This window comes from Phenylobacterium sp., from assembly GCF_037968635.1.
GTDB lineage: Bacteria > Pseudomonadota > Alphaproteobacteria > Caulobacterales > Caulobacteraceae > Phenylobacterium.
The window spans coordinates 1-19843 of record NZ_JBBKVV010000034.1; the positions used below are offsets into that span (position 1 = coordinate 1).

The 19843-nt window shown below is 67.5% G+C and carries 17 protein-coding genes and 1 tRNA gene; 11 read left to right on the plus strand and 7 right to left on the minus strand.

Annotated elements, in window-relative coordinates; all coding sequences use genetic code 11:
- Positions 1-75: transfer RNA gene (locus AAC997_RS03410), tRNA-Val, on the minus strand.
- 31 nt (positions 76-106) lie between these two features.
- Positions 107-805, minus strand: a complete 699-nt coding sequence (gene gph, locus AAC997_RS03415; protein WP_340644296.1) for a phosphoglycolate phosphatase — start codon at positions 803-805, stop codon at positions 107-109.
- Positions 806-889: 84 nt separating this feature from the next.
- On the opposite strand from gph, the gene glmU reads away from it, so the two are divergent.
- The 5 genes from glmU (at position 890) to AAC997_RS03440 (ending at position 7101) form a co-directional block, all read left to right on the plus strand.
- Complete coding sequence (glmU, locus tag AAC997_RS03420) at positions 890-2239, plus strand: bifunctional UDP-N-acetylglucosamine diphosphorylase/glucosamine-1-phosphate N-acetyltransferase GlmU (protein WP_340644297.1); 1350 nt, start codon at positions 890-892, stop codon at positions 2237-2239.
- Between the two features lie 37 nt (positions 2240-2276).
- Positions 2277-2966, plus strand: a complete 690-nt coding sequence (rpiA, locus tag AAC997_RS03425) for a ribose-5-phosphate isomerase RpiA (protein WP_340644298.1) — start codon at positions 2277-2279, stop codon at positions 2964-2966.
- Positions 2967-3061: 95 nt separating this feature from the next.
- Positions 3062-4441 (plus strand): glutathione-disulfide reductase, encoded by a 1380-nt coding sequence (gor, locus tag AAC997_RS03430; RefSeq protein WP_340644299.1) that lies wholly within the window; start codon positions 3062-3064, stop codon positions 4439-4441.
- Positions 4438-5679: an O-antigen ligase family protein gene (locus AAC997_RS03435; protein WP_340644300.1), complete on the plus strand. Its 1242-nt coding sequence runs from the start codon at positions 4438-4440 to the stop codon at positions 5677-5679. The genes gor and AAC997_RS03435 overlap by 4 nt, the downstream gene beginning before the upstream one ends.
- Positions 5680-5721: 42 nt before the next feature.
- The gene (locus AAC997_RS03440) at positions 5722-7101 is read left to right on the plus strand and encodes a 3-deoxy-7-phosphoheptulonate synthase class II (RefSeq protein ID WP_340644301.1); all 1380 of its coding nucleotides are present in this window, start codon (positions 5722-5724) and stop codon (positions 7099-7101) included.
- Here the strand turns inward: AAC997_RS03440 and AAC997_RS03445 are convergent.
- The gene (locus AAC997_RS03445) at positions 7098-8519 is read right to left on the minus strand and encodes a hypothetical protein (protein WP_340644302.1); all 1422 of its coding nucleotides are present in this window, start codon (positions 8517-8519) and stop codon (positions 7098-7100) included. The two genes, AAC997_RS03440 and AAC997_RS03445, sit on opposite strands and share 4 nt — an antisense overlap.
- A 358-nt stretch (positions 8520-8877) precedes the next feature.
- Between AAC997_RS03445 and AAC997_RS03450 the strand changes: the two genes are divergently transcribed.
- Entirely contained in the window at positions 8878-10254 is a 1377-nt protein-coding gene (locus AAC997_RS03450) for an MATE family efflux transporter (protein WP_340644303.1), read from the plus strand.
- A 46-nt stretch (positions 10255-10300) separates the two neighbouring features.
- Entirely contained in the window at positions 10301-10720 is a 420-nt protein-coding gene (locus tag AAC997_RS03455; RefSeq protein ID WP_340644304.1) for a VanZ family protein, read from the plus strand.
- Here the strand turns inward: AAC997_RS03455 and AAC997_RS03460 are convergent.
- Both AAC997_RS03460 and AAC997_RS03465 read right to left on the minus strand, forming a co-directional pair.
- A complete protein-coding gene (locus tag AAC997_RS03460; RefSeq protein ID WP_340644305.1) occupies positions 10717-11619 on the minus strand; it encodes a cobalamin biosynthesis protein CbiG in 903 nt (300 codons plus the stop codon). The two genes, AAC997_RS03455 and AAC997_RS03460, sit on opposite strands and share 4 nt — an antisense overlap.
- Before the next feature lie 114 nt (positions 11620-11733).
- Positions 11734-12738, minus strand: coding sequence for an NADP-dependent oxidoreductase (locus tag AAC997_RS03465; protein ID WP_340644306.1), 1005 nt, complete (start codon positions 12736-12738; stop codon positions 11734-11736).
- Positions 12739-12868: 130 nt separating this feature from the next.
- On the opposite strand from AAC997_RS03465, the gene AAC997_RS03470 reads away from it, so the two are divergent.
- Genes AAC997_RS03470 through AAC997_RS03480 form a run of 3 tightly spaced genes read left to right on the plus strand, consistent with a single transcriptional unit; the run spans position 12869 to position 16225 of the window.
- A complete protein-coding gene (locus AAC997_RS03470) occupies positions 12869-13795 on the plus strand; it encodes a Gfo/Idh/MocA family oxidoreductase (RefSeq protein WP_340644307.1) in 927 nt (308 codons plus the stop codon).
- A 39-nt stretch (positions 13796-13834) separates the two neighbouring features.
- Positions 13835-14311, plus strand: coding sequence for a glutathione peroxidase (locus AAC997_RS03475; protein ID WP_340644308.1), 477 nt, complete (start codon positions 13835-13837; stop codon positions 14309-14311).
- Positions 14312-14326: 15 nt separating this feature from the next.
- Complete coding sequence (locus tag AAC997_RS03480; protein WP_340644309.1) at positions 14327-16225, plus strand: tetratricopeptide repeat protein; 1899 nt, start codon at positions 14327-14329, stop codon at positions 16223-16225.
- Here AAC997_RS03480 and AAC997_RS03485 read toward each other — a convergent pair.
- Together AAC997_RS03485 and AAC997_RS03490 are read right to left on the minus strand one after the other, a co-directional pair.
- Positions 16222-17517, minus strand: a complete 1296-nt coding sequence (locus tag AAC997_RS03485) for an MFS transporter (RefSeq protein WP_340644310.1) — start codon at positions 17515-17517, stop codon at positions 16222-16224. The two genes, AAC997_RS03480 and AAC997_RS03485, sit on opposite strands and share 4 nt — an antisense overlap.
- Before the next feature lie 53 nt (positions 17518-17570).
- A complete protein-coding gene (locus AAC997_RS03490; protein ID WP_340644311.1) occupies positions 17571-19262 on the minus strand; it encodes an AMP-binding protein in 1692 nt (563 codons plus the stop codon).
- A gap of 153 nt (positions 19263-19415) precedes the next feature.
- On the opposite strand from AAC997_RS03490, the gene AAC997_RS03495 reads away from it, so the two are divergent.
- The coding region (locus AAC997_RS03495) for a hypothetical protein (RefSeq protein ID WP_340644312.1) at positions 19416-19843 on the plus strand (428 nt) is incomplete at its 3' end.

Here is a 19843-nt window from a genome sequence, read left to right on the forward strand (position 1 = left end):
TGGTGGATGCGACAGGGATTGAACCTGTGACCCCCTCGGTGTGAACGAGGTGCTCTCCCGCTGAGCTACGCATCCTCCGGAAGGGATGCGCCTATAGCTTGCCGCTTCACGCCGGGCAAGCGGTGAGAAGCCGTAGACACGCTTCCGTCAACTCGTCGAAGTGGTCGATGAGGATGTCGGGTCCGAGTTCGGCCACCGGGGTCTCCGTATAGCCGAAGCTCACCAGCACCAGGGGAACGCCGGCCGCGCGGGCCGCGCCGGCGTCGGTCGCGGCGTCGCCGACCATCACCGCCCGGTCGATCCGGCCCCCTGCGGTCGCCACGGCCATGGCCAGATGACTGGCGTCGGGCTTGGGTTTGGGCGGGAGGTCGCCGCCGATCACCGAGTCGAAGAATTTCACCAGGTTAAGGCGCTGGAGGATCGGCACGGACAGGCTGGTGATCTTGTTGGTGCAGACCGACAGCTTCGCGCCGGCGCCCTTCAGTTCCGTCAGGCACTCCACAACGCCGGGGAACGGGCGGGTCAGGTCGGCGCAGTGTTCGCTGTAGTAGGCGAGGAAGCGGTCGAACAACTGAGGCATCTGTTCGTCAGGCACCGGATGGCCCTGGGCCGTGAACCCCCGCTCCAGCAGCCATTTCGCGCCATGACCGATGAAGGGGCGGGCCTCGGCCAGGGGCAGTGGGGCGATCCCTTCCTGCTCCAGCAGGACGTTGAGGGCGCCGATAAGGTCGTGGGCGGAATCCACCAGGGTCCCGTCCAGGTCGAAGGCGATGGTGGCGCCGGCAAGCGGTGTAAGGTCGGGCACGGCGCAAGCTCCATCGAAAGCGCTCGCCGTTTCGGCTAAACGCCGCGAGATTGCAACGTCTTCGCCGATTCCAGGACCCAGCCCATGACCGCTCGCGCCGCCGTTATCCTCGCCGCCGGCCAAGGCACCCGGATGAAGTCGCCGGTTCCCAAGCTGTTGCACAAGGTGGGCGGGCGCACCCTGCTGGACCGAGTGATCGACACTGTCGAGTTGGCCGGCTGCGAGCGTATTGTGGTGGTGGTGGGCGATCACAGTCCCGGCGTCCGCGCCTTGGTGGTCAAGCGGCTGGGGGAGGGCGCGGTCGCCGTCCAGGATCCGCCGCTGGGCACCGCTCACGCGGTTCTGGCGGCCAAGGACGCCCTGGCGGACTTCAATGGCGACGTGCTGGTGACCAATGGTGACTGTCCCCTGCTGCAGGCCGCCGATCTCGACCCGCTGTTTGCATTGCGCGCTTCGGGGACCGACCTGGCGATCATGGGCTTCAAGCCGGTGGACGGCCTGCTCTATGGCCGTCTGATCCTGGGGGCGGACGGCCACGTCATCCGGGTCGTGGAACCCAAGGACGCTACCGCCGAGGAACTGGCGGTGAAGGCCTGCAACGCCGGTATGTACTGCGCTGACCGCGCCGCCCTGTTCAACTGGCTGGATCGCGTCGACAACAAGAACGCCAAGCAGGAGTACTACATCACCTCCATCGTCGGCCTAGCCACGGCCGAGGAGAAGATGGTTAGGGTCAATTTCGCGCCTGAGAACGCGGTGATGGGCGCCGACACCCCCATGCAACTCTCTCAGGCCGAGGCCATCTTCCAGGCCCGAGCCAGGGCGCATTTCCTTGCCGAAGGCGTGGCCATGGCGGCGCCCGAGACTGTCCATTTCAGCTGGGACACCCAACTTGCCCCCGGCGTCCAGATCGAGCAGTTCGTGGTTTTCGCGCCCGGCGTCACGGTGGAGACCGGGGCGGTGATCCGCGCCTTCAGCCATCTTGAGGGCGCGAAGGTTGGCGTCGGCGCCTTGATTGGCCCCTATGCCCGGCTGCGCCCCGGGGCCGACATCGGCGAGGAGGCCCACATCGGCAACTTCGTCGAGGTGAAAAAGGTCAAGGTTGGCGCAGGCGCCAAGGCCAATCACCTGTCCTATCTGGGCGACGGAACTGTGGGTGCGAAGGCCAACATCGGCGCCGGCACCATCTTCTGCAACTACGACGGCTTCGACAAATACGAGACCCACATCGGCGAGAACGCCTTCATCGGCTCCAACAGCGCGCTTGTCGCGCCGGTGAAGGTGGGGGCAGGCGCCATGACCGGCTCCGGCTCGGTGGTCACAGCCGACGTTCCGGCCGATGCTCTGGCCCTATCTCGGGCGCCGCAGCAGAATAAGGAGGGTTGGGCGGCGCGCTTCCGGGCGATGAAGATCGCGCAGAAGGCCAAGAAATAGCGTCGCGGGGAGGGCGACCTTCGCCTATGTCAAAGTCATGAGCGCAAATCCCGACGATCAGAAGCGCGCCGCCGGCGAGGCCGCCGCGGCCCTTGTCGAAGCCGGCATGACCGTGGGCCTGGGCACCGGCTCCACCGCCGCCTGGTTCGTGAAGGCGCTGGCCGCCCGCAAGCTGGACATCGTCGCGGTCTCGACCTCCCTGGCCACCGCCGAACTGGCCGCCAGCCTGGGTATCCGCCTCAAGGACCTGGGGGAGGCCAAGGCCATCGACCTCACCGTCGATGGCGCAGACGAGATCGGCCCGGCTCTGTCTCTGATCAAGGGCGGTGGCGCGGCCCTGCTGCGGGAGAAGCTGGTCTGGGAGGCGTCGAAGCGCTGCGTGGTCATCGCCGACGCCGCCAAGCGTGTGCCCCTGCTGGGTAAGTTCCCCTTGCCCATTGAGGTGGTGGCCTTCGGGCACGAGACCACCATGCTTCGCATCTGTGATGCGCTCACGGAATGCGACCTTGGCGTCGCGCCCCGCCTGCGGATGAGGGATGGAACGCCCGTCCGCACGGACGGCGGGAATGTGATCTATGATGCGTCGTGCGGCCGGATCGAGGAGCCGGCCATGCTGGCCGCGGCGCTGAAGAGCGTCACCGGGGTTGTGGACCACGGCCTGTTCCTGGATTTGGCCGATCTCGCCCTGGTGGGAACCAGCGACGGTGTCGTCGCCGTAGAGCCATAGGCGCCCGCGCATGGCGCAGGTTTATTTGAACTGACGCGTTCCAACCGGGCGATCTGATCGCCATTTCAGGTGCCGACGCTTCGAAGGAGTTTCTCTTGGCGACCTACGATTACGACCTCTTCGTCATTGGCGCGGGTTCGGGCGGCGTGCGCGCCGCGCGCCTGGCGGCCATGTCAGGCGCCAGGGTGGCGGTGGCCGAGGAGCACCGCGTGGGCGGCACCTGCGTGATCCGCGGCTGCGTGCCCAAGAAGTTCATGGTCTATGCTTCCGAATTCGCCAGCTACGCCAAGGTGGCCGAGGGCTACGGCTGGTCTCCCAGCCAGTCGACCTTCGACTGGCCAAAGTTCCTGGAGGCCAAGGACCGTGAGATCGCCCGGCTGTCGGGCATATACGTCACCAATCTGAGCAATGCCGGCGCCGAGATCGTTCATGCCCGCGCCACCCTGAAGGACGCCCATACCGTCGAGATCATCGGCAAGGGCGCCGTGACCGCCGACAAGGTCCTGGTGGCCACTGGCGGGCGTCCCTGGAGCCCAGAGGCCTTGCCCGGCGTCGAGCACACGATCACCTCGGAAGAGGCCTTCCAACTTCCGGAACTGCCCAAATCGATCATGATCGTCGGCGGCGGCTACATCGCCGTCGAGTTCGCCGGCATCTTCGCGGGCCTCGGCGTGGACACGACCCTGGTCTACCGCGGCGCCAACATCTTGCGAGGCTTCGACGATGACGTGCGCGCCCACCTGACAGATGAAATGAAGAAGCGCGGGATCAAGATCATCCTGGGCTGCGAGCACACCAGCATCGAGAAGACCGACGCCGGCCTGGTCAACCATATGTCCAGCGGCCACGACGTCCTCACCGATCAGGTGATGCTCGCCACCGGCCGAAAGCCGCACACCAAGGGCCTTGGCCTCGAGGCCGCGGGCGTGAAGCTGGCGCAGAGCGGTGCGGTGATGGTGGACAAGTTTTCCAAGACCAATATCGACAACATCTGGGCCGTGGGCGACGTCACCGACCGGATCAACCTGACCCCTGTGGCGATCCGCGAGGGCGCGGCGTTCTCCCAGACCGAATTCTACAACAACCCCACCACCTTCGATCACGACATGGTGGCCTCGGCGGTGTTCTCGCAGCCCCCCGTGGGGTCTGTCGGCCAGTCCGAGGCCGAGGCCCGCCATGAGCATGGCAAGGTCGATATCTACCTCTCCCGCTTCCGGCCCATGAAGACCACCTTCTACGGTGGCGACGACCGCTGCCTGATCAAGCTGGTGGTGGCCCAGGAGAGCCAGAAGGTGGTCGGCTGCCACGTCGTGGGGCCGGACGCCCCGGAGATCATTCAGATGGCCGCGATCGCACTGAAGATGGGCGTGACCAAGGCCCAGTGGGACTCCACCTGCGCCGTCCACCCGACGCTGGCCGAGGAACTTGTCACGATGCGCGACAAGTACGTGCCGGCTGGCCTGAGCGCCGCGTGAGCCGCGCCGCCCAGCCCGGCCCCAAGCTCGCCGCCTGGTGCGGTTGGGTGGTGGCGGGTGGGTTGGCGCTGACCCCGATCATCGGCTGGCTGGCGCCTCTGGCCTTCGCGCCGTTGCTGACCCTCATGGGGCTGCTGACCTTGCCCGCTCTGCGGATCGAGGAAGAGGACCGTCCGGTCGGCATCGCGGTGGTGACTCTGGTGCTTTGGGCGGCGGGGTCCTCGGCCTGGAGTCCCTTCACCGCCAAGGGCCTGGGCGATTCGACGGCCGCCAAGCTGATCGGCGAGACGGTGCTGTTCTTCGCCGCCATCTGCGCGGCGCGCGCCGCGTCGACCCAGTCCCGCGCCGCGTTGCTGCGCATCCTGGCCTGGGGTGCGGCCCTGCTGGGCGTGGTGATGCTCATCGAGGGGCTCACTGGCGCGGGCCTTTACCGGGCGGTCCGAGAGGCCATCAACGACCCGATCCGTCCGGATCTCGGAGTTAAGAACGCCGCCCAGGGCCTTTTCGTCCTGGCCATGCTCGCGCCCCCCGCCGCTCTGGCCGCCGTGCGGGTCGCCCGCGCGCCATGGCTGATCGCCCCGATGGCTCTGGGCCTCATCGTCCCGTCAGTGACCTTCGGCTATGACGCCCCCCTGATCGCTCTGAGCGCCTGCCTGCTGGCGGGCCTGGCCGTTGTCGCGTGGCCTCGATGGGCGCCGCGTGGTCTTGGCGCGCTGGGCGCCACCTTCTTCCTCACGGCCCCGGCCATTGTCTGGCTGGCGCGCCGGTCCGGCTGGTACAGCGTCCTGGAAAAGGACGTGCCGCTCTCCTGGGCGCAGCGCATGGGCTACTGGCGTCATGCCGCCGATTGGATCACCGATCATCCCTTGCGGGGCTGGGGCGTGGACGCCAGCCGCATGTTCAATCCGGGGATCAAGCTGCACCCGCATGACGCCGCCCTGCAAATCTGGCTCGAGCTTGGGCTGATCGGCGCCATGGCCGCCGCCGTCTTCTGGGCCGCCCTGCTGTCAGGTATGAGCCGCAAGACCCGCGACCCCGCCATGGCGATCTCCGCGGCCACCGGCATGGCCTACCTCACCTTCAGCGCCTTCTCCTTCGGGGTCTGGCAGGAATGGTGGCTGGCGCTCGGCGCCCTGGCGGCCCTGTCCTGCGCGGCCCTGCAACGCCAACCCGTCCGCACAAAAGCCCGGGACCCTGTGGCTCTCCGGCCATCGACGGCGGCGGTGTTCTCGGAGTAAGAACGCCGGCCCGCAAACCGAAGCGGGCGCGGAGTTGTTGAGATGACCGAACATTGGACGCCGGCCTCCTGGAGAGCCAAGCCCGCCAAGCACCTGCCCACCGACTATCCGGATGCGGCTGCCCTGGCAGGTGTGGAGCAGACCCTGCGCGGCATGCCGCCCCTGGTGTTCGCTGGTGAGGCGCGGCGCCTGAAAACCCTGCTGGGCGAAGTGGCCGAGGGCCGGGCCTTCCTGCTGCAGGGCGGCGACTGCGCCGAGAGCTTCAAGGAGTTCCACGCCGACAACATCCGCGACACCTTCCGCCTGATCTTGCAGATGGCGGTGGTGCTGACCTTCGCAGGCGGCAAACCGGTGGTGAAGTTGGGCCGGATGGCCGGCCAGTTCGCCAAACCCCGCTCGTCTCCCGTGGAGACCATCGACGGGGTGGAACTCCCCTCCTATCGCGGCGACATCATCAACGGCATGGACTTCGACGCCGCGTCCCGCGTGCCCGATCCCCAGCGCCTGCTGCAGGCCTACTCGCAATCGGCCTCGACCCTGAACCTGCTGCGGGCCTTCGCGGGCGGCGGCTACGCCGATCTCTACAACATCCACCGTTGGACCCTGGGCTTCGTCAACGACAGTCCGCAGGGCGCACGCTATCGCGAACTGTCGGAGAAGATCAGCGAGGCCCTGACCTTCATGGCCGCCATCGGGGTCACCCCCGAGAGCCAGCCCGACCTGCACCGCGTGGAGTTCTTCACCGCCCACGAAGCCCTGCTGTTGGGCTTCGAGGAGGCCATGACCCGGATCGATAGCACCTCGGGCGAATGGTACGACACCTCGGCTCATTTGTTGTGGATCGGCGAGCGCACCCGCCAGCTGGATGGCGCCCATGTCGAGTACTTCCGGGGCATCAAGAACCCGATCGGCGTGAAGGTCGGTCCGACCCTGGAGCCGGACGAATTGCTGCGCCTGATCGACGTGCTCAATCCCAAGAATGAAGCCGGTCGCCTGACCCTCTATGGCCGCTTCGGCTCCGACAAGATCGAGGCCCGCCTGCCGCGCCTGATGGAGGCTACCAAGCGTTCGGGCCTTAGCGTCGTCTGGGCCATAGACCCAATGCACGGCAATACGCTGACCGCCACCAATGGCTACAAGACCCGCCCCTTCGACCGCATCCTGTCGGAGGTGAAGAGCTTCGTGGAGATCGCGAAGTCTCAGGGCGTTCACCCCGGTGGCGTGCACCTGGAGATGACCGGTCAGAACGTCACCGAGTGCCTGGGCGGGGCGCGAGCGCTCAGCGAGGGCGACCTGGCCGACCGCTACCACACCCACTGCGACCCGCGGCTCAATGGCGAGCAGGCCCTGGAGCTGGCCTTCCTGGTGGCTGAGAAGCTGAAGGAAGACCGGGTCGACGCGGCGCTCCGCGCCGCGGTCTAACCCGCGACCCGCTCCCCGCTGGCCTCGAGTTTCTGCAGGGCGTCGGCGGCGTGTCGCGCGGCGGGGCCGGGCGGGGCGGTCTCGCCATTGGCCATCGCCTGGAGCGCGGCGAGTTTCTTTGGCTTGGTGGTCATGCCGCCAGCCAGGTCGGCGATTACGCCGCCCTCCAGGTCGATGGCGCTGGCCGTTTGGCTGATGCCGTCCAGCAGGTCCTGAGTCCCGACCACACCAGCGCCGGCGCGCGCCAGCCGGCGATAGGTTCGTGCGAGCACCTGAAGCGCGCCCAACGCGCCGCCAGCCGCACTCACCAAATCGGATTTGAACTGGGGCGTCAGTACGGCGGCTTCGATGAAACGCACGGCACGCCTTCGGTTGGCGTCTCCGGTAACGCTCTCGAGCACCGTCATCAGCGCGTCGAGACCCGCCACAAGGCCATTCTGTTCATGCAGTAGGGTGTTGACGAAGCTTGGCTCCACCAGGCGCTCGGAGCGGCGCAGGATCGCCTCGGCGACGTCCTCCGCAGGCAACAGGGGACCGCTGGCGGCGGTCAGGGCCACGGCGAGGCCGCGAACGGCCGCGATCTCTCCCAGGGCGCTACCTGGGTGAAGACGGCGTTTGGTGTCCAGGTCCCCCAGGGCCCGTCGGCTCAGCAGCAGCCGGAGGTGGCTGAAGTCGTCGTTCTCGAAGTGGCGCGCCAGGCGGGCGCCGGGCGTGGGCAGGGGGGCGACCAGCTGCTGGAGGGTCGGATGCACGGCAATGATGGCGTCGATGGCGCCGCCATGGGCCAGGCGCACCAGGCCGAGCAGGAAGCATCCCGGCTCCAGATCGCCGCCGATCAGATGTGCCAGGCCATGCTCTGAACCGCAGAGGTCCTCCAGGGCTGGCTCCAGAACGGCCAGGGCGAGAGCTCTCGCGGGCCCGTCGGCCGGCGCCGCGACGACCAGGGCGAGCAGCCGTTCCACCTTGTCGGCCCACCCTTCCGCGGCGCTCATATGGGCGGCGACACCGGCGGCCAGACGATAGCTGAAACCGGCATCGGCCGAGGCGCAGGCGCCTGAGAAGCTGCCGAGATCAAGGGTGGCCAGGAGGCCTTGCTTCTCGTCGCGCAGGATGCGGGCTATCGCCTGGTCGACCACGGCGTGCAGGGCGCGCATCACCTCATGGACGCTGGCGCCTCGGGCCAGGGCGAGCGGGACCGCGGTTTTCTGGAAGGCGTGCTGCAGGTCGCGGCTGGAAGCCTCAAGCTTGCGGATCAGATCGGGTCGATGCAGCAGCTCGAAGGGTGTGGCCAGGTTGGCGGCCAGCCAGGTTTCGAGAACGCGGCCGATCTGCTCGCGCGCCTCGGAGGCGTAGAGATCGTCGGCGTTGGCGCAGATCGGCTCGAGGTTTCGCCTGGGGGAGGGCGCTTTGGAGGTCACGGTTGTCTTGGGCGGGCCATCTTGCGGCGACCGGCCCTCCTTGTTCTGCTGGGGGGTGCGTTCAGCTTGATGCGGAAAGTGCGCAGGAAGTCCTAAGGTGAAGGCTTAACGGTCACCGTGCGCTGCTGGGCCGCATGCCTGCGCGAGGACGAGTTTTGCGGCGTTGTGGCTCGGTCGCGCCGGCAAACTCGCCGCTTGAGAGAGGCCGTGCGCTGTTGGCCTCGCGGCGGGGTCGGCAGTCCCTGATGTGCCATTGTTGTCACCTGGACCCAGGAATCTGAGCCTCCCAGCAAGCTTCTCTTGCGAGGCGAGAAGGGCGGCGGCAGGTTCCGGCCCTCGTTGAGAATTGGTGATCCTCATGGCCGAACCCTCGGCCCCCGCGAACTCCCCGAAGGGAGGGCGGACGCCTGTCGTCCGCACCGAACTGGCCGAGCTGCTGCAGCTCTCCTGGCCGGTGGTGTTGACGCGCCTGGGTATCATGGGAATGGGCCTGTCGGACGCCATCGTGGTGGGGCGCTACTCCGCCACCGAGCTCGGCTATCATGCCATGGCCTGGGCCCCGACCAGCGTCATCGTCACCATGACCGTGGGACTGCTGAGCGGCATCCAGGTCATGACATCGCGCGCCAACGGGCAGGGACGTCCAGAGATCACCGGCGCTGTCCTGCGCCGGGGGCTGAGTTACGGCCTGTGGATCGGTCTGGCATCCACCCTGGTCCTGATCGCCGGCGGGCCGGGGTTCCTGCATATCCTGGGGCTGGAGAAGGACCTGGCGGATGGCGCTTCCAAGCCGCTGGTCATCTTCGCGCTGTCCATGCCGAGCTACGCCTTCGGTGTCGCGGCCAGCTTCTGGCTGGAGGGACAGGGCCGGCCAAAGCCCGCTGCGGCGATGATGTGGCTGGCCAACGGCGTGAACCTGGGGCTCGACCTGCTGCTGGTGCCCGGCGCCTTCGGGCTGGAACCCCTGGGCGCCGTTGGCGCGGCCTGGGCGACCACCGGCGCGCGGACTTTCCTCGCCGTCGCCCTGTTGATCTACATCGTCTGCATGCCTGACAGCCGGGCGCTGGGGGTCTTCACCAAGCCTGAGCGCGACCTCGCCGCCGAGTCCGAGCAGCGGCGCATCGGCTATGGGGCCGGCGCGTCCAACTTCTTCGAGGTGGCCTCCTTCGCCGGCATGAATGTCATCGCCGGCTGGATCGGGGGCTTGGCCGTGGCCGCGTGGGCCATCACCCTGAATGTCATCGCGATCATCTTCATGGTCCCGCTAGGCCTCTCGACCGCGGCGGCGGTGCTGGTGGGTCGGGCCTATGGCGCGCGTGACACCGCCGCTGTGAACCGTGCGGGCCTCATGGCCTTCGCGGTGACCGCGGTGTTTGGCCTGGTGGTGAGCCTGTTCGTCTGGCCCGGCGCCCGCCTGATCGCCGGCGCCTACACCCATGATCCCCTGACCCTGGCCATGGCCGCGCCGGCCGTGGCGTTGTCGTGTCTGTTCCTGATCCCGGACGCCGTCCAGGTGGTGGCCGCCCAGACGCTGCGGGCGCGCGGCGAGGTCTGGGTTCCGACCTTCACGCACCTGGCCAGCTACGCCCTGGTGATGGCGCCGCTCGCCTGGTGGCTGGCTATTCCCATGGGCCTTGGCCTGAATGGCATCGTCTGGGCGGTGATCGCCGCCAGCTTCCTGTCGGCGGCCCTGCTGCTGGCCCGTTTCCAGTGGCTGAGCGCCAAGGGCCGCTAGACCGCGTCAACGGAGTTTTCACGGCGTGGTCTTACAGCATGGGCCCGTGCCGCAAGCCCCTCGTTCCTCGACCGTCGCCAAGGGCCTGCTGCTGCTGGCCTTCCTAGTCTGCGCTATCGGCATGGTCGGGCCGTTCCAGGGCGTCGAGAAGGCTCTGGTGCCGTGGGACAAGGCCGCCCACTTCCTGGCCTTCTACGGACTGACGATACTGCTCTTCGCCGCCTTCCCAACTCGTCGGCGTCTGGACCTGGTCGCCCTCTCGGTCTTCGTCGGGGCGGCGATCGAAGTGGCTCAGATCCTCACGGGCCGGGATGGGGAGGTCGGCGATCTTTGCGCCGACGCCCTCGGCGCGCTGGCGGTGCTGGCCCCGGTCTGGCTGGAGCACCTGCGCTTCCCGCGCGCCGAGCGTCGGGGTTCGGCTCTACGGACGCTTGAGCGCAAAGCGCCCATGCGTGAGGCCCCCTAGACCTCGACCCCCAGGATCCAGCCTTCTTCGGTCTCGGCGTCCATCACCACCATCGGATCGGCGGTCTTGGAAGGCCCGAACAGGGCGCCTAGCTTGCCGGCTTCATCCAGCTTGGCGAAGTGCTCGGCGGTGACCCGCACCTGGGCCTGGTCCTTGACCTCGCCCGGCATCGGCTGGGCCTTGTAGAGGCTGGGATAGACCTCGGTGACCACCACATCGACGCCGTCTAGATCAGCCTCGGTGAGCGCCTTGAAGCCGGTTTCGAAGGGATAGGCCTTCACCGCCTCGCCGCGCGCCAGCTTCAGCCGCCGCACCGCCGGGATGCCCAGGATCGCCTGCCCCCCGACGGAGCCATTGTAGTAGAGCTTCCAGATCGAAGCCGCGCCCTTGGCGGCCTGATCGGCGTGGCGGAACTCCGGCAGGTCGCCGGCCTCATGGGCCCGCGTGCGCTTGGGCTGAAGGGTGGTGAGCGCGTCCTTGGGCGGGCAACCCCAGAACGGGAAGGGCCCGCCGGTCATGCGCCGGTTGATCTCCGATCCCACGCCGAAGCGGTTGTTGGTGTTGTCGGCCTTGTCCTTGACCATCTTGTCGAGCTGGTCCCAGACCGCGCGCCAGGGCGGTTCGCCGGCCAGATTTAGAGCCTTGGCGAAGCCGCGCGGGAACCCCAGCGGGAAATCGAAGCCCACCAGGGCGCGCTCCGAGCGCTTCTTGAAGTCGTCGAGGATCGTGTTGAGCAGCTTCTCGGCTTCGGCCCGGGTCGCCGGGTTATGGCTCTCGAAGGTGAGGCGGAACCGGACGTCGCGCTTGGCGACCCCGATCCAGACGGAATCGGGGCCCGTCGACGGCTTGGCGGCCGCGCTCCAATCGACGATCACATAGGCGCTGAACAGACGGGACACAGGGAGCTCCGGGGAGGGAAGTCGGGAAGGCTTGTAGACCTTCCCCGCCACCCGGCCAACGGCGCAAACGTTCATCCCCGCAGGAGTTTGCCTCCCGCGGGGCGCCGCGCGGGGCTAGGAGAGCTTGACCAGCATCTTTCCGAAGTTGTCGCCGCTGAACAGGCCGAGGAAGGCTTCGGGGGCTTTCTCAATGCCTTCCTTGACCGTTTGCTTCCACTTGAGCTTGCCGGCGGCCGACCACTCGGAGAGGTCCTTGATGAAGGCGGGCATCATGTCCCAGTGATTGGAGACGATGAAGCCTTCCAGCCGCAGGTTCTTGCCGATGATCAGGGCCATGTTGCGGGGACCGGGGACCGGCGCCGTGGCGTTGTACTGCGAGATCATCCCGCAGATCGCGAAACGGGCGAAGGGGGCAGCGGCGTTGAGGGCCGCCTCAAGGTGCTCGCCGCCAACGTTCTCGAAATAGACGTCGATACCTTCGGGGGCCGCGGCCAGCAGGGCGGCGGTGAGGTCGGGGGTGGCCTTGTAGTCGATGGCCACGTCCACCCCGAGTTCGTCCTTTAGGAACTTGGTCTTTTCCGGTCCGCCCGCCGAGGCGATGACCTTGTGGCCTTTCAGTTTGGCGATCTGGCAGACCACCGAACCCACCGCGCCGGCGGCGCCGGAGACGAAGACCACGTCGCCGGGCTTCAGGGCGGCGATCTTCAGCAGGCCGACATAGGCGGTCAGGCCGGGCATGCCGGCGACGCCGAGGAAGGCCTCCGGTGGCAGGCCCTGGGTCTCCAACTTCTGGACCGTCGAGGCCGGAGCGTTGAAGGCCTCCCGCCAGCCATTGCCCGACTGCACCAGGTCCCCGACCTTGAAGTTCGGGTCGTTCGAAGCGATCACCTCGCCCACGGCGCCGCCCTGCAGAACTTCGCCCAGGGCGAAGGGCGGGGTGTAGCTCTTCACGTCGTTCATGCGGCCGCGCATGTAGGGGTCGACCGTCATCCAGGTGTTCCGCACCTGGACCTGGCCGGGCTCCGGTGCGGCCAGGTCGACGCTGACCACTTCGAAATTCGCCGCCGTGGGTAGGCCCACGGGGCGGGTCTTCAGACGAATTTCGCGCGACGTGGTCATGGGCTTTTCCTTCGCAGGGGCTTGTCTTGATTTACGACGTAAGCGGATTTCAAACGAACGTTTAGTCGGTCACGCCGGTGGCGTCCAGGGTCCAGTCCATGTAAGCGCAGGCGAGCTTTCGGAGTGAGTCATGGCGGAAATCTTGCGGGGCGGCGTGATCGGGGCCGGCGTGTTCGGCGGCTACCACTCGCGCCAGTACGCCAATCAGCTGGGCGCGCGCCTGGCCGCCGTCTACGACCCCCACCATCTCGCGCGGGCCCGGGAAATCGCCGAGAGTCACGGCGGCCAGGGTTTCGCCGACCTTGAGGCCTTTCTGGCGGAAGTCGACGTCGTCACCGTGGCCTCGCCCGGCAGTCATCACGCAGAGGGAGCGCTGGCGGCGCTGTCCGCGGGCAAGTCTGTCTATGTGGAGAAGCCCCTGGCGGTCAGCCTGGACGACGCCGACCGCATCATCGGCGCGGCCGCCCAGCGCAAACTGGTGCTGGCCTGTGGCCACCAGGAGCGGGTCGTGTTCCAGGCGATCGGACTTTTCGACGTTCCCGAACAGCCCCTGCGATTGGAGGCGGTGCGCCACGGCCCACCGTCGGAACGCAGCCTCGACGTTTCGGTGGTGCTGGACCTGATGGTCCACGACCTGGACCTGGCCCTGTCGCTTTCCGTCGGCCAGCCTCTGGCGGTGGAGGCCGAGGGTGTCCGCGACTTCAGCGGCGGCTGGGATCAGGCCCGCGCCGAGGTCAATTTCGACAACGGCTTCCTGGCCGTGTTCGACGCCTCGCGCATGGCGCCCGCCCGCAAGCGCTCCATGAAGGTGGTCTATCCCTCCGGCGAACTGGAAATCGACTTCCTGACCCGGGAGTTCCGCAACACCACCGGCTTCCCGCTCAACCCCGACTTCGCCGATACACCGGGCGCCAAGGACCCTCTGGGCGCCAGCGTCGCGGGGTTCCTGGCGGCGGTGCGCGGCGATGCTCCGCGCCCCGTCGTGACCGGGGAGGAGGCGGCGCGCGCCCTGGATCTGGCGCTGGCCGTCGAACAGGCGTTGGAGGACGCGGGGTAAGGAGGGTAGCCTGTCGCCACATCCTTGGAGGAACCCGCCATGTCCGACGCCTATGATTTCTCGTTCAAGTCCATCGATGGCGCAGCCCTGCCGTTGACCACCTTCAAGGACAAGGTCGTGCTGGTGGTCAACACCGCGTCCGCATGCGGCCTGACACCGCAGTATGAGGGTCTGGAAAAGCTCTACAGCGACTACAAGGCCAAGGGCCTGGTGGTCCTGGGCGTGCCCTGCAACCAGTTCATGGGGCAGGAGCCGGGCACCGAGGAAGAGATCAAGGATTTCTGCGAAACCAAGTTCAACATCGACTTCCCACTGACCTCCAAGGAAGACGTGAAGGGCGACACCGCTCACCCGTTCTATAAGTGGGCCCTGGCCGAGCTGGGCGAGTCCGCCGACCCGGCCTGGAACTTCCACAAGCTGCTGGTGGGCAAGGACGGCAAGCTGATCCGCGCCTTCGGCCCGCGCACCGAGCCGCAGGCCGATGAGATCACCGCCGCGGTCGAAGCCGCGCTCTAGGGACGCGGTCGGCCCATGAGGAACGCGGTTCCGCCGCAGGACGCGGCGGCGGATCTAAACGAGGCTGTGCGGCTGCACAGGCTGGGGAGCCTGGACGAGGCCGAGCTGCTCTATCGGGCGGTGCTCGCGCGGTTTCCAGTCCATCCCGACGCGCTGCTCAACCTCGGCCTGATCTACAAGGCCCGGGGCATGTTCGAGAACGCGCTTGGGCTCTGGCGCATGGCGGCCGTCAACAACCCCGACCATGGGGGGGCGCCGCTGGCCTCGGGCAAGGTGTTGTCTATGCTGGGCCGACTGCCAGAAGCCTTGGCGGGATTCCAGCAGGCGCTGAGGATCGCGCCCACAGATGTCGACGCCCTGAATTGCCGTGGAAATGTCCTTGCCAGGCTTGGCCGCCACCTGGACGCCCTCGCCAGCTACGATCAGGCGCTCGGCCACCAGCCTGACTACGGCCTGGCGCTGATCAACCGGGGCAACGTGCTCGGCTATCTCCGGCGGCCCGAGGAGGCCGTGGAAAGCTACCGAGCAGGTCTCAGGCTTCACCCAGACAGCGTCGAGGCCCTGGGGCAACTGCTCCACCAGCAGCTCCAAGTGTGCGACTGGTTGGACTATGACCAGACCAGTACCTTGATCGCGCAGCGGATCGGACGGGGCGAATCCGCCGACCTGCCGTTCGGCTTCCTCTCCCACTCTGATGATCCTGCCGCGCAACTCGCCTGCGCCCAGGTCCATGCGAGGGCTCGGTTCCCCGTGCGCCCCGCGCCGCTCTGGACCGGGGACGCCTACCGACATGACAGGATCCGAGTGGCCTACGTCTCGGCGGACTTCCGCAATCACGCTGTGGCGCACTTGATCGCTGGCCTCTTCGAGCTCCACGACAAGGGGCGCTTCGAGCTCTCGGGCTACGCGCTGGGCCCCTCAGTCGAAGACCCTGTGCGCGCGCGAATTCGCGCAGCCTTCCCGATCTTCCACGATGTCGCCCGACTTAGCGACCTGGAGGTCGCCCAGATGATCCGGGCGGCGGAGATCGATATCGTCGTGGATCTGACCGGCCTCACCACGCACTGCCGGCCCGGCATCTTCGCCCATCGTCCCGCGCCCTTGCAGTTCAACTATCTTGGACATCCGGGGACAGTGGGGGCCGACTTCTTCGACTACATCCTGGCCGATGGACACGTCATCCCGCCCGGCGCGGAGCGGTTCTACAGTGAGCAGGTCATCCGACTGCCGCACAGCTATCAGGTCAACGATCACAGCCGGGTCGTACCGCCCGAAACACCAACGCGGGTCGAGGCAGGTCTGCCCGACGACGCCTTCGTGTTCGCCTGCTTCAACGCTACTTACAAACTCAATCCTCAGGTGTTCGACACCTGGATGCGGTTGCTGAGCAAGGTCCCAGGCAGTGTGATGTGGCTCCTGGAATCCCACCCGGCCGTGGTCCGCAATCTTCGGGCCGAGGCCCAGGAACGCGGGGTGTCCGGCGACCGGCTGGTGTTCGCGCCCAAGGTTACGCCGGAGGACCACCTTGCTCGCCACCGGCTGGCTGACCTGTTCCTCGACACCCTGCCATACAATGCTCACACGACGGCCAGTGACGCCCTGTGGACCGGCCTGCCCATTGTCACCTGCGCGGGGCAAGGGTTTGCTGCGCGGGTGGCCGCTAGCCTGCTGAACGCCGTTGGCCTTCCTGAACTGATCACCGAGAGCCTGGAAGCCTATGAGGCCCTGGCGCTGGACCTGGCTACTCATCCGGAACGGCTCGCGGACCTCAAGGCGCGGCTGGCCGCCCGGATCAAGGACGCGCCGCTGTTCGACACCGACCTCAGCCGCCGCCACATCGAGGCGGCCTACACCGCCGCCTGGGAGCGCCAGCAGCGGGGCGAACCGCCGGCGGCTTTCAACGTCGAACCCTAGTCTTCGGCGATCCGACTATGCTTTCGCGTGTCGCGCATGAAGACATAGACCAGCAGCGAGGCGCCGATGACCACGGTGACGTAGGTGAAGAACCAGGTCTCGTGGCCCTTGGACTTGAACCACAGGGCGACATATTCCGCCGTGCCGCCGAACAGGGCGTTGGCCAGGGAGTAGGGCAGGGCGACCCCGAGCGCGCGAACCTCGGTGGGGAAAAGCTCGGCCTTCACCACCCCGTTCACCGAGGAGTAGGCGGCCACGATCAGCAGGGCTCCGGCCGTGATGCCGAAGGCCGCCAGGGGATCTCGCGTGACCGCCAGGGTCGAGAGAATTGGCCAGGTCAGGGTCACGCCCGCCACGCCGAAGGCGATCAGCAAGGGGCGCCTTCCGACCCGGTCCGACAGCATGCCCAACAGCGGCTGGGCCAGCATGAACACCACCAGGGCGCTGGCGGTGATGGCGGTGGCGGTACCCTTGGAGAACCCTGATGTGTTGACCAGGAACTTCTGAATATAGGTCGAGTAGGTGTAGTAGCCGAGCGTCCCGCCGGCGGTCAGTCCCATCACCAACAGGCTTTCGCGGGGGTGGGTGGTGATCAGTTTCCAGGTGCTGGCGCGTTCGCCGGTGCGGGCGTGGAAGGACGGGGTCTCGTGCATCCCGCGCCGGAACCAGAACACCGCCAGGGCCAGGGCTCCGCCGATGAAGAACGGGACGCGCCAGCCCCAGGCCTGCATGTCGTCGTTCGACAACAAGGCGCTCAGCACCAGCAGGGTGGCCACCGCCAGCAGCTGGCCGCCGATCAGGGTGGAGTAGAAGATCCCCGACCAGAAGCCTCGGTTATCTCGCCCGGCCATCTCCGACATGTAGGTGGCGCTGGTGCCGTACTCGCCGCCCATGCTGACCCCCTGCAAGATGCGGGCGGTCACCAGGATCCCCGGCGCCCAGGCTCCGATCACCGCGTAGCCAGGACAGAGCGCGATGATCAGAGAGCCGAAGCACATCAGGCTGACCGAGGCGACCATGGCCGCCTTGCGACCCACACGGTCGCCGTAGAGGCCCATCAGCCACGCCCCAACCGGTCGGGCGAAGAACCCGACCCCGAAGACCGCGGCGGTGTTCAGGAGCTGGGCGGTCTGGTCGCCGTCGGGGAAGAAGACCTTGGCGAAATAGAGGGCGAAGGCGGCATAGACGAACCAGTCGTAGGTCTCGACGAGGTTCCCGGCGGAGCCGGCTAGGATCGAGCGCAGTCGATCGGTGGGGCGCACAGGCGTCACCGCCGCGATGTCGATGGCCATGTTGTGCGCCCCCAAAGTGGGCGAATACCTACCCGTTTCGCGTCTGAGTTCAACTAGGCGGTCTGCGCCACGGTCAGGTTGAGCTCGGCGATCATCTGGTCGCGGATCAGGAACTTCTGCACCTTGCCGGTGACGGTCATCGGGAAGGCGTCCACGAAGCGGACATAGCGGGGGATCTTGTAGTGGGCGATCTGGCCGCGGCAGAAGTCGGTCAGGTCCTCCTGGGTGGCGGTCTCGCCGGGCTTTAGGCGGATCCAGGCGCAGAGCTCTTCGCCGAAGCGGGGGTCGGGGACGCCCACCACCGTGACGTCCTCGACCTTGGGGTGGCGGTACAGATACTCCTCCACCTCCCGGGGATAGACGTTCTCGCCGCCGCGAATGACCATGTCCTTGATGCGGCCGACGATGTTGCCGTAGCCGGCCTCGTCGATGACGGCGAGGTCTCCGGTGTGCATCCAGCCGTCGGCGTCGATGGCCTCGGCGGTCTTCTCGGCGTCGTCCCAGTAGCCCAGCATCACTGAGTAGCCGCGGGTGCACAGTTCGCCGGTCTCGCCGCGCGGCAGGGTGGCCCCTTCGAGGTCGACGACCTTGCATTCGAGGTGGGGCTGGACCCGACCGACGGTGCCGACCCGGCGGTCCATGGGGTCGTCCTGGGCGCTCTGGAAACTGACCGGGCTCGTCTCGGTCATGCCGTAGGCGATGGTGACGTCGGACATGTGCATGCGGCCGATCACCTGCTTCATCACCTCGACCGGGCAGGGGGAACCGGCCATGGCGCCGGTGCGCAGTGACGAGAGGTCGTAGGTGTCGAAGTCGGGGTGGCCGAGGATGGCGATGAACATGGTGGGGACGCCGAACAGGCCGGTGCAGCGCTCGGCCTGGACGGCCTCCAGCACAGCGACGGGGTCGAAACCGTCGGAGGGATAGACCATGGCCGCGCCGTGGGTCAGGCAGCCCAGGGCGCCCATCACCATGCCAAAGCAGTGGTAGAGCGGCACCGGCAGGCAGAGGCGGTCGCCCTCCGCCAGGCCAATGGCCTCGCCCACGAAGAAGCCGTTATTGAGGATGTTTCGGTGGCTGAGGGTCGCGCCCTTGGGCAGGCCGGTGGTGCCGCTGGTGAACTGGATGTTGATGGGGTCGGCGGCCTTCAGGGTCGGCTCGATGGCCGCAAGGCGCAACATGTTGGTGGCCGTGGAGAGACCAGGAACGGCCTCGAAGGGCAGCCAGCCCGACCTTAAGTCGCCGCCGATCTGGATTACAGTTTTAAGTTGTGGAAGGCGGGCGGAGGCGATCTGGCCGGGCGTACTGCCGGCGATCTCGGGGGCGAGGCTGTCGATCATGTCGGCGTAGAGGCTGGTCTTGAAGCTTTCCGCCGCCACTAGCGCCTTAACCCCAACCTTGTTCAGCGTGTACTCGACCTCGGAGAGCCGATAGGCGGGGTTGATGGTCACCAGGATCAGGCCGGCGCGGGCGGCGGCGAACTGGGTCAGGGTCCACTCGGCGCGGTTGGGAGACCAGATGCCGATGCGGTCGCCGGGCTCGAGTCCGAGGGCCAGCAGCCCGGCCGCCATGGCCGTTGAGTGACCGTCAAGGTCCCGCCAAGTCCAACGGATTCCCTGGTGGACCGAGACCACGGCCTCCTGGTCGGGCCAGCGGCGGGCGGCCTGCGTCAGCGCCTGGCCGATGGTGTCCTCGCGCAGAGGCGGGCTCGTGGCCCCGCGGGCGATCCAGGCGTCTTGGGTCATGATGGGAGGCTCCCGGCAGGCTTGGCGCCGACCATCGCCCAAGTCCCCGGCCTTGGCCATGCCGGACGCGCGGGGCCTTGACCCCCAACCCGGAGCATCGCCTCCTGGCCGCAAGACCAGAGGGGCGGTCGACGCCCACGGGGGAGACGAACCATGACCGACCACATGGCGGCCGCGCGCGAGGCGATGACCTTCATCCGGGCCCAGAGGGTGGAGGGGCGGGCGAAGTGGCGGCGAACCGACGCCGCCGACGCGCGGTCCGACTACAGCCTCTATCACGGCGCCTGCGGGGTCATCCTGCTGCTGCTGGAACTACACGCCGCGGGTCAGGACGCCGGCACCCTGGACGAAGCGGTGGAGGCCGGCGAGGAGGTGCTGGCCTATCTGGCCGGCAAGGAGCGCCTGTCGGTCAGCCCCTCCACCGGGTGGCCCGGCTACGCCTTCGCCCTGACCGAACTGGCCCGGGCCAGCGGCCGAGCCGACTTCGCGCAGGCCGCCGCGCGCTGCCTGCAGAAGATGCGTGACCAGGCCTCGGAGCTGGGGGCCGGCATCGGCTGGATCGAGCCCATGCCCTTCTCCGA